At 71.0% G+C, this 13,382-nt stretch carries 11 protein-coding genes; 3 read left to right on the forward strand and 8 right to left on the reverse strand.

Annotated elements, in window-relative coordinates:
• Positions 1–9 precede the first annotated feature (9 nt).
• Positions 10–2,148, forward strand: a complete 2,139-nt coding sequence (locus BL254_RS02590) for a glycosyltransferase family 2 protein (protein ID WP_235433359.1) — start codon at positions 10–12, stop codon at positions 2,146–2,148.
• Positions 2,145–3,989, forward strand: coding sequence for a glycosyltransferase family 39 protein (locus tag BL254_RS02595; protein WP_076842412.1), 1,845 nt, complete (start codon positions 2,145–2,147; stop codon positions 3,987–3,989). Before BL254_RS02590 ends, BL254_RS02595 begins: the two co-directional genes overlap by 4 nt.
• A 59-nt stretch (positions 3,990–4,048) precedes the next feature.
• Here BL254_RS02595 and BL254_RS02600 read toward each other — a convergent pair whose 3' ends face one another.
• From BL254_RS02600 to BL254_RS02630, 7 genes are all read right to left on the reverse strand, one after another.
• Positions 4,049–4,252 carry a hypothetical protein gene (locus BL254_RS02600; RefSeq protein ID WP_139342150.1) on the reverse strand — a complete coding sequence of 68 codons (204 nt, stop codon included), beginning with the start codon at positions 4,250–4,252 and terminating at the stop codon, positions 4,049–4,051.
• Positions 4,253–4,297: 45 nt separating this feature from the next.
• The gene (locus BL254_RS02605; RefSeq protein ID WP_047222122.1) at positions 4,298–5,050 is read right to left on the reverse strand and encodes a type III pantothenate kinase; all 753 of its coding nucleotides are present in this window, start codon (positions 5,048–5,050) and stop codon (positions 4,298–4,300) included.
• Positions 5,050–6,309 (reverse strand): carboxylating nicotinate-nucleotide diphosphorylase, encoded by a 1,260-nt coding sequence (gene nadC / locus BL254_RS02610; protein WP_254857736.1) that lies wholly within the window; start codon positions 6,307–6,309, stop codon positions 5,050–5,052. The genes BL254_RS02605 and nadC overlap by 1 nt, the downstream gene beginning before the upstream one ends.
• A gap of 10 nt (positions 6,310–6,319) precedes the next feature.
• Positions 6,320–8,143, reverse strand: coding sequence for an L-aspartate oxidase (locus BL254_RS02615; RefSeq protein WP_076842413.1), 1,824 nt, complete (start codon positions 8,141–8,143; stop codon positions 6,320–6,322).
• Entirely contained in the window at positions 8,140–8,667 is a 528-nt protein-coding gene (gene panD / locus BL254_RS02620) for an aspartate 1-decarboxylase (RefSeq protein ID WP_013875492.1), read from the reverse strand. The genes BL254_RS02615 and panD overlap by 4 nt, the downstream gene beginning before the upstream one ends.
• Before the next feature lie 2 nt (positions 8,668–8,669).
• Entirely contained in the window at positions 8,670–9,569 is a 900-nt protein-coding gene (panC, locus tag BL254_RS02625; RefSeq protein ID WP_047222119.1) for a pantoate--beta-alanine ligase, read from the reverse strand.
• 242 nt (positions 9,570–9,811) lie between these two features.
• Positions 9,812–10,732: a phosphoribosylaminoimidazolesuccinocarboxamide synthase gene (locus tag BL254_RS02630; protein WP_047222118.1), complete on the reverse strand. Its 921-nt coding sequence runs from the start codon at positions 10,730–10,732 to the stop codon at positions 9,812–9,814.
• Positions 10,733–10,923: 191 nt separating this feature from the next.
• On the opposite strand from BL254_RS02630, the gene purB reads away from it, so the two are divergent.
• Positions 10,924–12,393 carry an adenylosuccinate lyase gene (gene purB, locus BL254_RS02635; RefSeq protein WP_076842414.1) on the forward strand — a complete coding sequence of 490 codons (1,470 nt, stop codon included), beginning with the start codon at positions 10,924–10,926 and terminating at the stop codon, positions 12,391–12,393.
• Between the two features lie 214 nt (positions 12,394–12,607).
• On the opposite strand, the gene purE is transcribed toward purB, so the two are convergent.
• Complete coding sequence (gene purE, locus BL254_RS02640) at positions 12,608–13,135, reverse strand: 5-(carboxyamino)imidazole ribonucleotide mutase (protein WP_047222116.1); 528 nt, start codon at positions 13,133–13,135, stop codon at positions 12,608–12,610.
• Positions 13,136–13,382: the final 247 nt, after the last annotated feature.

Genomic DNA, 13,382 nt, shown 5'->3' on the forward strand with positions numbered 1-13,382 from the left:
CCAGGGCAGTTGCGTTTCATCACGGCCGGTGGGACGAGTATTGCCGCACGGGTCGCGCTGATGGCTTTCGTCGGCTGTTTCTTCGGGGCCTGGGGACGGGCCGGATACGGATTTTCGGTGGTCGCCGCGACGGGCCTGCTGTGGGGCCTGGACCGTGGCTTCACCTGGCGTGGACACGATGGCGGCCGGCTCAGGAGCGCCATAGCTCGGGTCTCGACCGAATCGGTCGGCTGGCTGCTGTTCACCGCGCTGACGGAGCTGGCGGCGAACTCCTCGCCAACGGGGCAGGCCGGCCCACGTAACCTGTTGGCCGCCGCGGTCTGCGCCCTGGTGGTGGTTTCCGCTCACCTGCTGGTGTGTTCCTGGTTCGTCTTCGGCTCCACCCTGACAGCCGCGTCCGTCCGTGTGCTGCACGGTGTTCTTCTGCTGCCCGCGTGGCCGTTGTTCGTCGAGACGGCACAGGCGCTGTATCGCGGCCGTGGCAACGTGGCGATCGGTATCTGGACGGTGGTGTCGCTGTCGATGCTGCTGATCGCCGGTCTGACGCTGGTGCGGGCCCAGTACGGCTGGCAGCTGCCCGACCGGGTCGACCACGTCGACCTGGAGGACCAGGCGTCCCCCGGATACACCTTCTCGCTGATCGTGCCCGCCCGTCAGGAGCCCGTTCTCGGGCGCACGCTGACCCAGCTGCTCGCCGGTGACTATCCGCCGCATCTTTTCGAACTGGTCGTCGTCGTATCGGACGACGAGCTCGACCGGGAGACCCGCGAGGTGGCACAGGAGTTCGCCGGCCGATACCCCAACGTACGGATCGTCACACCCAGCGGTGCGCAGCGGAGCAAACCGCTCTCCCTCGAGGACGCGCGAAAGCACTGCCACGGCGAGCTGATAGGAATCGTCGACGCGGAGTCCCTGATCGCCCGCGGCCTGCTCGGCTACGTCAACACCCTGGCCGTGCGTCACCCGGAAACCGGGATCTTTCAGGGCGGTGTCCAGCTGATGAACGTTCGCGGCCCCCGCTGGCAGCGGCCGGAATCCGCCGGGATGCTGCGCGCGCTGGTCGACTGGGCCGACAGCGGGACGTCGTGGTGGCGGGCGCGTAACTGCCTGGAGTACTACATCTGGTTCATGTCTCGGCTGCGCTACCAGGCGAAGGCGCGTTTCATCCCGCTCGGCGGCAACACCGTGTTCGTCCGGCGCGAGGTTCTCGACCGGCTCGGTGGTTGGGACGTCTCCTGCCTGACGGAGGACTGCGACCTCGGTGTGCGCGCCTCGGTGGCCGGCGTCACCACCACGGTTTTCTACCATCCCGAGCTGACCACCCAGGAGGAGACGCCGGAAAGCCTGAAGAAACTCGTGGTGCAGCGCACCCGTTGGATGATGGGTTTCATCCAGGTCTTCCGGAAGGGCGACTGGCGCCGGCTGCCGGGCTGGCGGCAGCGGGTGCTCGCCGCCGAGATGCTGTTGATGCCGTTCTTCCAGGCCATGGCCGGCCTGGTCCTGCCGACCTCCATACTGCTCACGTTCTTCCTGAGCGCCCCGGTGGGTATTGTGATCATATTCTGGCTGCCRCTCCTCGCGATGCTGATGCTGACGCTCACCGAGGAGGCCGCCTTCCGGGAGTTCGCCGACGCATACCGGATCAGGGTGACTCCGCTGGACAGCGCCCGGCTGATAGCCAGCGCGCCGGTCTACCAGCTCGTGCTGTCGCTGGCGGCACTGCGGGCCGTTGTGCGGCTGTTCCAGAGAAAACTCGAATGGGAGAAGACGACGCATGTCGGCGCCCACCACGTGGTGATACCGAGCCAGGCCCGGCCGGCGCTGCGAAACCACCGCGATCCTGTTTTCACGCCCGGGACACCTGTCGCCTCCGTGTTCCCTGCCGCCGCTGAAGCGTTCACCGGTTCCGAGATGCTTGCCGGCTCCAGGATTCCTGCCGGATCCGGGGTCGCCACCACTTCCGGGGTTTCCACCGGACTGGCGAAGCCGATCGGAGAGCTTCGCAAGCCGATCGGGGAGGTTCGGCAACCGGTCCGGCAGCTCCGGGAGGCCCAGGTCCCTGAGCAACTGACGGGACAGCGGCGCGGCGACCGCGTCTTCACGCCGCCCGGGGTCCAGTTCCCCGAACCGTTCGAGGGGGTTCTGTGACCACCAGCACGCTCCCGCTTCTCGACCGCGGCGCAGGCACTGGCACCGCACCGGCCGACAACCGGCGTGGCCGCCGGTTCGGCGGATTCACCGACTCGGTCGCGACCGTCCGCGACCGGATGACAGCCTGGCTGTTGGCGCACTGGCAGAGCATCAYCATCCTCGCCGTGCTCATCGTCGTCTGCGGGCTCGTACACGGCATCAACCAGGACGGCTGGCCCGGCCGTGTCAACGACGACGAGGGCACCTACACGGCGCAGGCATACGCCATGGAGTACTGGGGTCAAATCGCCCACTACACCTACTGGTACGACCATCCTTTCGGCGGCTGGCTGCTCATCGCCGTCTACACGACGCTCACACACGCGTTCGAGCGGGCACCGACAGCGGTGGCCGCCGCCCGCGAGTGCATGTTCGTCGTCCATCTGGTGAGCTGTGCGCTGCTTTATCTGCTGGCCCGCCGGCTGGCACTGCGACGGGTGTTCTCGGCCGCCGCGGTCCTGTTGTTCTCCCTGGCACCGCTCGCGGTCTGGTACCAGCGGATGGCCTTCCTCGACAACATCGCCGTGATGTGGGTGCTGGCGGCGCTGGTCTGCGCGGCATCCCCCCGGCGCAGCGCCGGCGCGGCGATCTGGGCCGGTGTCTTCATGGCCTTCGCCTTCTGGTCGAAGGAGACGACCCTCATTCTCCTGCCGGCCGTCTACCTGCTGCTCCGGCAGAACCGTGACCGGCGGAACTGGCGGTTCGTACGCCAGAACTTCCTCGGTTTCCTCACTGTGATCTGTGGCCTCTACGTCCTCTACGCCGTCATCAAGAACGAGCTGTTCGAGGGCGCCGGTCACGTCTCGCTGATCGGCGCGACCAAGTGGCAGCTGTTCGACCGGCCGGCGAGCGGAAGCCTGTTGAACGCGGACAGCAGCACCCGCAGCATGGCGAACCTGTGGCTGGACATCGACCCCTATCTGCTGTGCGCGGGCGTTGTCGCCGCGTTCCCGGCGCTTTTCGTCAGGCGTCTGCGGGTGGTCGCGATACTGCTGCTGATCCAGCTCGCCTTCATGTTCCGGAACGGATACATGCCATACGCGTACGTGACGGCGATGCTGCCGTTCGCGGCGCTGTGTGTGGCGGGCATGCTCGACGYGCTGCTGCCGTACTACCGGCCACCGACCGCCGACGCCGCGCGTGGCCGCTCCGGGGACATGGCTGGCAGCGCGCTCCACGACCCGCCGCGTGATCCGGCGCCTGCCGCGGAAACGCGCTCGCTGTCCCTCCGGCCCCCGATATCGGCCCTGACTCTGGCATCAGCCCCGACGTCGGCTTCGTTCGCGGCCCCGCTCCCGGTCGCGGCCGAGCCTGCCGTGCTCGGTACCTGGATACGCCTGGTGGCGGTGGCCAGCATCGTGACGGCGGGGCTGCTGACGCTCCCGGAGCACTGGGCACCGAAGCTGCACACAGCACTGACCGCCGACGACAGCGCGCCGAGCCGGGACGCGGCACGCTGGTACATCGAGAACATCCCGGACGGCAACATCGTCGTCACCGACGACAACATATGGACGGACCTGGAGCTGGCCGGCAAGAAGCCCGAGCCGGTCTGGTTCTACAAGCTGGACCTCGACCCGGCCGTCCGCGAAAAACTGAAGAACGGCTGGCAGGACGTCGACTACTTCATTCTCGGCGACCTGACCCCCGTCATCCTGAACGACCTCCCCATGGTCGCCGAKGGTCTGCGGAACTCGATAGTCGTGAAATCCTTCGGCGACCACGGCGAGATCGCGGTCCGCAAGGTGATCAGACCCGGTTGCCCGGCAACCCCCACAACCACTGTCCCGGGCTGCTGAACAGTTCCGGTCACAGGCAGCGCCCCGTGCGCTGGCGGGTGGCCCCGGCCGGGTCGACATCAGCCGGGGCCACCCCGCCCACGGATCGACTTCGCGATCGCGAGCACGCGCGGCCGACCGGTCCCGCTCAGGCCGAACCCGAGGCCGTGACGGTAGATCTCCGGAATCCAGTACTGGTCGTTCTCACGAAACAGGACCCCGCTGGTCTCCAGCAGCCTGGCGTCAGCGGGGCTCGAATCCACGGTCTCGAGTGTGAATGACATCTTGCGGGAGTCCTCAGACAGCTCTCGCAAGTCCTCGGTCATCTCTTATGTGTTCTTTTCGAAGATGAGGCGTAGGCCGATGAGGGTCAGGTGGGGTTCGTGGTGCTGGAGGGTTTCGCTCTCGCGGATGACGAGGGAGGCGAGCCCGCCGGTGGCGATGACCACGGGGTCGGCGTCCAACTCGTTGCTGATGCGGCGTACCAGGCCGTCCACCTGGCCCACCACGCCGTAGATCATGCCGGACTGGAGGCACTCGACCGTGTTCTTTCCGATCACCGATCGTGGTGGTATGAGCTCGACGTTGCGCAGTTGCGCCGCCCGCGACGCAAGCGCGTCCAGGGCTATCTCGATACCCGGGGCGAACGCGCCGCCGAGGAACTCGCCGCGGCTGGAGACCACGTCCAGGTTCGTGGACGTCCCGAAGTCGACGATGATCGCTGGGCCGCCGTAGAGGTGGTGGGCGGCCAGCGCGTTCACGATCCGGTCCGCGCCGGCCTCCTTGGGGTTGTCGATGAGGATCGGCACCCCTGTTCTGGTGCCCGGCTCCACCACGACGGCGGGCACCTTGCGGAACGCGCGCACCACCATGCGCCGGATCTCCCGCAGGGCCGCCGGCACGGTCGAGCACACCGAGATGCCGTCGACGTCGTAGTCCAGGAGCAGGCCGCGGAACAGCAGCGACAGCTCGTCCGCGGTCGAGTGCGGGTTGGTGCGTACCCGCCAGGAATCCACCAGGTCCTCGCCGTCGAAGACACCGAGGACGGTGTTGGTGTTGCCGATGTCGATCGTGAGCAGCATCAGGACGCCCCCGATCCGGTGCCCGCCGCGGGCGCGACGTCCGCGGCGGCGGCCGTGCCCGTGCCCGTGCCCAGGCCCGCATCAAAGTGCGGGGAGAGGGCGAGGTCGAGGCCCAGGTCCAGCGCGGACGCCGAGTGGGTCAGCGCTCCGATCGCCAGATAGTCGACGCCGGTCTCGGCCACGCGGCGGGCCACGTCGAGGGTCAGCCCGCCGCTGGCCTCCAGCTCGACGCCGTTCGGACGGGYGATCGCGACCGATTCGCGCAGCTCGTCCAGGCTCATGTTGTCGCAGAGGATCAGGTCCGCGCCGGCTGTCACGGCCTCGGTGACCTGGGTCACCGTGTCGCACTCGACCTCGACCGGCAGGCCGGGGAACCTCGCCCGCACCGCGGCGAACGCCGCCGTCACCCCGCCCGCGGCGACCACGTGGTTGTCCTTCACCAGCGCCGCGTCCGCCAGCGACATCCGGTGGTTGCGCCCACCTCCACAGCGCACCGCGTACTTCTCCAGCGCGCGCAGCCCGGGCAGGGTCTTGCGGGTGTCCCGGATCGCCGCCCCCGTACCGTCCACCGCGTCGACCCACCGCCGGGTCGCCGTGGCCACCCCGGAGAGGTGGCACAGCAGGTTCAGCGCCGTGCGTTCGGCGGTGAGCAGGGCGCGGACCGGGCCCGCGACGGTCAGGACGGCGTCCCCGGGGCTCACCTGGTCACCGTCCGAAGCGACGATCTCGATGTCCAGACCGCCGGTCCAGCCGCTCTCCGCGTCCGCGTGCTCGTCAGTGGCCGCATCCCCACGGTGGACGTCCGACGGATCCCGCGTCGGGCGGACGCCTGTGGGCTCGTGCCGTGCCGGGTACCGGTCGGCGAGGACCACCTCGAAGACGGCTGCGGCCACCGGCAGGCCGGCGACGACTCCCCGGGCCCGCGCGACGACCGCTCCCCGGCCAGCCAGGTCGGGCGGCACGGTCGCGACCGACGTCGTGTCGACCGAGTCCGGATCATAACTACTCACTGTACGGACCGCGGCATCCGCCGTGGCGTCCAGGAGTGCCACCGGATCCGCTGGGAGCGCGGGCAGATCCTCGGCGACGGCGCCGCGGATGAGCGTGACGAGCGCGTCCGGATCGAGCCCGGCTGACACCAGTGCGCCGCGGGTCTCCTGCGACAGCGGTGACAACGACGGTGACGGCGGTGACAACGGCGGCTGCGACGGCGACGGCGACGGCGGCTGCGACAGCGGCGGCGGGGACGGCAGTGGCATCAGGCTGGCATCAGGACCGGCCCGAGGCGTGCCCGGCGGTTGCCGGGTGGCCCGGAAGAGGCGGAGCCTCCGCGACGTCCAACGGCTCGTATGTCACTGAGAGCTCACCTTCCGCGTCCAACTGGGTGAGGATGTGGCCACGCCAGCGTGCGTCGTCAGTGGTACCGAAATCTTCCCGCCAGTGCGAGCCACGGGTTTCCTGACGCATTGTGGCAGCCGCGACCAGCGCGGTGGCGACGGTCCGCAGGTTGGTCATCTCCCAGGCATCCGGGCCGGCGGTGACCGTACCACCGACCCGTGGGTCCCCGAGGGCGGCCAGCGTCTTCGCGGTCGCCCGCAGGCTCTGCTCGCTGCGCAGCACCCCGGCGCCATCGGCCATGGCACGGGCCAGGTCGGCGCGGGCCGCCGGGTCGGCAAGCCCGGCCGAGCCGTGTCCCACCACCGGGTTCACCGGCTTCGTCGGGCTGGGCAGCCCCCGGGCGAGATCGGTGCCGATGCGGGCGGCGAAGACCAGCCCCTCCAGCAGGCTGTTGGACGCCAGCCGGTTCGCTCCGTGCACGCCCGTGCACGCGACCTCGCCGCACGCGTACAGCCCGGGGACGCTGGTACGCCCCCAGACGTCGGTGCGCACACCGCCGCTGGCGTAGTGCGCCGCCGGGGCGACCGGGATCGGCTCGCGGACCGGGTCCACACCGGCGGCCCGGCAGCGGGCCGTGATCGTCGGGAAGCGCCGCAGCAGGGTGGAACTGCCCAGGCCGCGGGCGTCGAGGTAGAGGTGGTCGACGCCCTGGGCGGCCATCACCCGGGACATCTGCTTGGCGACGACGTCCCGCGGGGCCAGATCGGCGAGCGGGTGGACGCCGTCCATCACCCGGTGCCCGGCGGCGTCCACCAGAAGGGCGCCCTCACCGCGCATGGCCTCACTGACCAGCGGCTGCTGGCCGGAGCCGGGCGGCGCACCGGACGGCCCGCCGCCACCGCCGCCGGCCGGTCTGGCCGCGCCGGCCGCCGGGCCCGCCCCCGCCCCCGGTCGCGTGGCCGCTTCCGTTGACGGCGGGACCAGCCACAGCGCGGTCGGATGGAACTGGACGAACTCCAGGTCGGTGACGACCGCGCCGGCGCGCAGCGCCAGCGCCACACCGTCCCCGGTGGACACCGGCGGGTTCGTGGTGGCGGCGAAGACCTGCCCCATCCCGCCGGTGGCGAGGATCACCGCGCGGGCGGCGACCGCGCCCACCCCGTCCTTGCTGCCCTCGCCCAGGACGTGCAGGGTGACCCCGGCGGTGTTGCCGTCGGCGTCCAGCAGCAGGTCGAGGACGAGCGCGTGCTCGATCACCTCGACGCCCGGGTCCGTGCGCACCGCCGCGATGAGAGCCCGTTCGACCTCCAGGCCGGTGGCGTCGCCGCCCGCGTGCACGATCCGGTTGCGCAGGTGGCCGCCCTCGCGGGTCAGCGCGAACCCGCCGGTGGAGCCGTCCCGGTCGAACGCGGCGCCCAGCTCGGCCAGCTCCCGCACCCGCGCCGGCCCCTCGGTGACCAGGATCCGCACGGCGTCGACGTCGCACAGCCCGACCCCGGCTGTCAGGGTGTCGGCCAGGTGATCCTCGGGGGAGTCCTCCGGGGCGAGCGCCGCGGCGATGCCGCCCTGCGCCCAACGGGTCGACCCCTCGTCCAGGCGTGCCTTCGTGACCAGCAGGACCCGGCCGGCGGGCACGGCCGCGCGGGCGTGCAGGACGGCGCTGAGCCCCGCGATCCCCGACCCGATCACCACGATGTCGGCGTCGAGTGCCCAGCCTGGTCGGGATGCCCCGAGCCGGCAGGGCAGGAAGATCATGAACGGATCCGCGTGCCGACCGTGGCCGTCCGCCCGCCGTCCGGCTCGTGCCGGGGCGCCCTCCGCTCGGCTCTTGCCCCGTCGGCGGACAGCGGCGGGACCGACAGCGGCTGGACGATGTCCCCGCGCAGGCTGGACGGGTCGTCCGGGATCGCCGCCGCCGGATCCTGGCCGCGGGCGACGATCCGGTTGGCGGCGTCCACGAACAGCACCCGCGGGGTGAACCGGCGGGCCTCGGCGTCGGCCATGACCGCGTACGCCAGGATGATCACAAGATCTCCGGGGTGGACGAGCCGGGCTGCCGCGCCGTTGATCCCGATGATCCCGCTGCCGGGCGGACCCGCGATCGCGTAGGTCTCCAGCCGGGCACCGTTGTCGATGTCGACGATCGTGACCTGCTCGCCGGGGAGCAGGTCCGCGTCCGCCATCAGGTCGGCGTCGATCGTGACGGAGCCGACGTAGTGCAGATCGGCCTGGGTGACCGTGGCGCGGTGGATCTTCGATTTGAGCATGGTCCGGAACACGGTCAGCCGTCCTCCCCGGGCAGCGTGAGCTCGATGTTGTCGATCAGCCGGGTGGTGCCCACCCGGGCCGCGACCAGCAGTAGCGCCTGGCCGATACGTACCGGTGCCAGATCGTCGGGACTTGCCAGCCTCAGGTAGTCCACCCTGACGCCCGGCTCGGCGGCGAGCACCTCGCTGGCGGCGGCCAGCACCACGTCCGCGCCTTCGTCGGCGACGCTCACCCCGACGGCGAGCGCCCGCGGCAGCGCGAGCGCGCTGCCGCGCTGGTGGGTGGTCAGGTAGGCGTTGCGGCTGGACAGCGCCAGCCCGTCCGGGGCCCGTACCGTCGACACCGCGACGATCTCGGTTGGGAAGGCCAGGTCGTGCACCATCCGCCGGACGAGGACGATCTGCTGGGCGTCCTTCTTGCCGAAGAAGGCCAGGTGCGGCCGGGTCAGGTGAAGCAGGGTCGCGACGATCGTGAGGACGCCGTCGAAGTGCCCGGGGCGGCTGGCACCTTCCARTATCTCGCCGAGCGGGCCGGCGCTGACCCGGACGAGCGGCGGGGTTTCGTGCACGATCGGCGGGGCGAAGACGATGTCCACGCCTTCGCGGCCGCACAGCCGCAGGTCGGCGTCGAGCGTCCGGGGGTAGCGGGAGAGGTCCTCCCGGGGGCCGAACTGCAACGGGTTCACGAAGATCGTTACGATCAGCTGGTCCGCGCGGGCCCGGGCGGTGCGGATCAGCTCGGCATGCCCGGCATGCAACGCGCCCATCGTCATGACGACAGCTCGTGTAGCATTCGCTGCTAAGGGTGACGCATCGAGCAGCGAATCGAGTTCTGCGCGGCTCTGGGCCAGCTCCGGCTCCCCGTCGTCGGGCGATCGGGGGCGTGGCGAAGCCGCGGTTGCGGATGTGGCCATCAATGTCGTTCCAGTCCTCGTAGGGGTACCGGACGTCGCGCGCCAGCCTAACCCGAACGCGATCGCGCGTGCACGCCTGTCACGTACCGCACATGTGTCAGCGGCTGGCGGTCGCGTCCGTCGGCCACCGGCGGAAGGTTCCGACTGACGGCGGCGCGACCCGGAGGGCTGAGAGTACGCCTCCCGGGCCCGAGACGCCGGGCCCGGGACGGACGTTCTGAAACGCCTGCCCGAGACGACGCCTACCGGGCCTGCGCGGCGGCGACGTAGCCGGCGAAGGAGGTGCCGGTGAGGCGTTCGTACGCCTCGACGTAGCGGGCCCGGGTGGCCTCGACCACCTCCGGCGGAAGCTGTGGGCCGGGAGCGGTCCGATCCCAGCCGGTGGACGCCAGGTAGTCGCGGATGAACTGCTTGTCATAGGACGGCTGGGAGCCGCCGGGCCGCCACTGGTCGGCGGGCCAGAACCGGGACGAGTCCGGGGTCAGCACCTCGTCGCCCAGCCGCAGGACGCCGTCGGCGTCGTGGCCGAACTCGAACTTGGTGTCGGCGACGATGATGCCGCGTTCGGCGGCCACGGCGACCGCCCGCTCAAAGATCGCCAGGGTGAGTTTCTCCAGCTCGGCGGCAACCTCGGAGCCCACCTGGGAGGCGGCCTGCGCCCGGCTGATGTTCTCGTCGTGCTCGCCGATCGGCGCCTTCGTCGACGGGGTGTAGATCGTCGCGGGCAGCCGGCTGCCGTCGACGAGGCCGGCGGGCAGCGCGTGGCCGCTGACCTCGCCGGTGCGCTGGTAGTCCTTCAGCCCGCTGCCGGTGAGGTAGCCGCGGGCGACGCACTCGATCGGCACCATGGCCAGCCGCCGGCACAGCATCGACCGGCCGCGCAGCTGCTCGGTGTAGGGGGCGAGCTCGTCGGGGTACTCGGCCACGTCGGTGCTGATCACATGGGACGGTACGAGATCCGCGAGCTGGTCGAACCACCACAGCGACAGGCCGGTGAGGACGGCGCCCTTGTCCGGTATCTCGGTGGGCAGGACCACGTCGAAGGCGGAGATCCGGTCGCTGGCGACCAGGAGCACCGCGTCGTCACCGACCGCGAACATCTCGCGTACCTTGCCCGACCCCAGGTGGGTCAGCCCGGCGAACTCCTCGTGCGTCAGTGGCATGCCTCGACCGTATGCGATGCGCCGGGCCTCTTCGCAGGCAATCAGGACGTCCCAGTCGGTGACGCGGCATAGTGGCCGGTGGCCGGATGCTCCCGTCCCGACGGGATGTTCGGGCCGGTGACGCGACGTCACGGCAGGGTAGGGTTTCCGGGCCGGGGATTCGGGCGCGGTTGTCGGGCACGATGGCCGGTATGGCAACCGAGCACGCGGCCCCCGTACCTCCCACCGCCCCCGAGCCCCCCGAGGTTCCCGACGTCCTGGCCACCCGTTACGCCTCGGCGGAGATCCGGCGGCTGTGGTCGCCGGAGAGCAAGGTGGTCGCGGAGCGCAGGCTGTGGCTGGCGGTGCTGCGCGCCCAGCGGGATCTCGGCCTGGAGCTGCCCGCCGGCGTGATCGAGGACTACGAGCGGGTCCTCACCGAGGTGGACCTGGCCTCGATAGCCCGGCGGGAGCGGCTGCGGCGCCACGACGTCAAGGCCCGCATCGAGGAGTTCAACGCCCTCGCCGGCCACGAGCACGTGCACAAGGGCATGACGTCACGCGATCTCACCGAGAACGTCGAACAGCTGCAGGTGCGCAGCTCACTCGCGCTGATCCGGGGGCGCATGGTCGCGGCGCTGGCCCGGCTGGCCCGGCTGGCCGCCGAGCACGACTCGCTGGTGATCACCGGGCRCAGCCACAACGTCCCCGCTCAGGCAACCACGCTCGGTAAGCGGTTTGCCTCCGCCGGGCAGGAGCTGCTGGCCGCCTTCGAGCGGGTCGAGGACACCCTGGAGCGCTACCCGCTGCGCGGGATCAAGGGCCCGGTCGGGACCGGTCAGGACATGCTCGACCTGCTCGGCGGGGACGAAGCCAGGTTCGCCGAGCTGGAGCGGCGGATCGCCGGCTTCCTCGGCTTCAGCCGGGTGCTGACCAGCGTGGGYCAGGTCTACCCGCGGTCGCTCGACTTCGAGATCGTCACCGCGCTGGTCCAGGCTGTGGCCGGGCCGGCGAGCCTCGCCACGACCATCCGGCTGATGGCCGGCCACGAGCTGGCCACCGAGGGTTTCGCCGCCGGCCAGGTCGGCTCGAGCGCGATGCCGCACAAGATGAACACCCGGTCCTGTGAGCGGGTCGGCGGCCTGTCGGTGGTGCTGCGCGGCTTCGCCGCCATGACCGGCGAGCTCGCCGGGAACCAGTGGAATGAGGGGGATGTGTCCTGCTCGGTCGTGCGCAGGGTGGCGCTGCCCGGCGCGTTCTTCGCCGCCGACGGACTGTACGAGACGTTCCTGACCGTCCTGGACGACTTCGGGGCCTACCCGGCTGTGATCGCCCGGGAGCTGGACCGCAACCTGCCGTTCCTGGCCACGACGAAGATCCTGATGGCCGCCGTGCGCCGGGGCGTCGGGCGGGAGAGAGCCCACGAGGTCATCCGGGAGCACGCGGTCGCGGTCGCCCTCGCCCTGCGGGAGAAGGGGGCGGAGCACAACGACCTGCTGGCCCGGCTGGCCAGCGACGACCGGCTGGGCCTGGACACGGCCGAGCTGTCGTCGGTACTGGCCGAGCCGCTGACGTTCACCGGAGCGGCCCGGGCGCAGGTCGTGGCCTTCTGCGCCCAGGTGGACGGCATCGTCAGCCGCTACCCGGACGCCGCCGCCTACACCCCCGAGCCGATCCTGTGACGGCTGCCGGTGGGACGCCCGCCGGCAGGGACGCGCCGGGCGGGTGAGACGCGCCCGCCCGGCGGGAACCGTCTGACCGGAGCCCGTCCGAAATGATCATCTGATGTGGCGGGCGAACACGGCCGCCTGCCCGGCGCAGGCCATCTGGCAGGGGTACGCCGGGCAGGCGGGTTACGCCGAGGTGCCGGGGACTCGCCGGGAGGTGGCCGGTCGGTCAGCGGTCGGGGGCCAGCGCCTCCTCGAGGCCCGCGGCGGCGGCCTTCTCGAAGTCGTCCTTGAACGCCGTGAGCAGAGCCCGCAGCCCGGGGTCGCTCAGGGCGAGGATCTGGGTGGCCAGCACGGCGGCGTTCGTGGAGTTGTTCAGCCCCACCGTGGCGACCGGCACCCCCGGCGGCATCTGCACGATGGCGAGCAGGGAGTCCATGCCGTCCAGCGCCCCACCCGTGATCGGGACGCCGATCACGGGCAGTGTGGTGAGCGCGGCAACGGATCCGGGCAGGGCGGCGGCGAGCCCGGCGCCGGCGATGACGACCGCGATGCCGCGGGCGGCCAGCTCGCCCACGTATTCCGCGAGGGTGCGGGGGGCGCGGTGGGCCGACACCGACACCTGCTCGTAGGGGACGCCGAAGCGCTCCAGAGTCGCGCCGGCCTTGCTCATCGTCTGGGCGTCCGAGGGGGAGCCGTAGACGATGGCCACCTTTGGTGACCGTGCGTTCGGGTCGTTCCGAGAAATCTCGCTCATACCTGCCTGCTCACTCACCTTCTGAACGACTGGCTGATCGTAGGTGGACGACTGGCGGACCGGCCGCTGGAGCCCGGAGGGGCATCACCCACCCGGGGTCCTACGGCCGTCCCCGGACGGGCGGACACACCGGACGGGGCGGATGCCGGCGACGCGGGCGTCAGCGGTTGCGCCCCCGTGGCTCCCATGGTTCTCCTTGGCCCCCATGGCCGGGATCCGGAATTCGCGCGGATCCGGATCTCCCGCA

The sequence above is a fragment of the Protofrankia sp. BMG5.30 genome (genome assembly GCF_001983005.1).
GTDB classification, from domain to species: domain Bacteria; phylum Actinomycetota; class Actinomycetes; order Frankiales; family Frankiaceae; genus Protofrankia; species Protofrankia coriariae.

Bases quoted from the DNA above. Each gene is read 5' to 3' on its own strand.
- BL254_RS02600 (WP_139342150.1), bottom strand. From the start codon at position 4,252: ATGTCATTCACACTCGAGACCGTGGATTCGAGCCCCGCTGACGCCAGG.
- BL254_RS02605 (WP_047222122.1), bottom strand. From the start codon at position 5,050: ATGCTGCTCACGATCGACATCGGCAACACCAACACCGTCCTCGGTGTC.
- BL254_RS02615 (WP_076842413.1), bottom strand. From the start codon at position 8,143: ATGATCTTCCTGCCCTGCCGGCTCGGGGCATCCCGACCAGGCTGGGCA.
- BL254_RS02630 (WP_047222118.1), bottom strand. From the start codon at position 10,732: ATGCCACTGACGCACGAGGAGTTCGCCGGGCTGACCCACCTGGGGTCG.
- purE (WP_047222116.1), bottom strand. From the start codon at position 13,135: ATGAGCGAGATTTCTCGGAACGACCCGAACGCACGGTCACCAAAGGTG.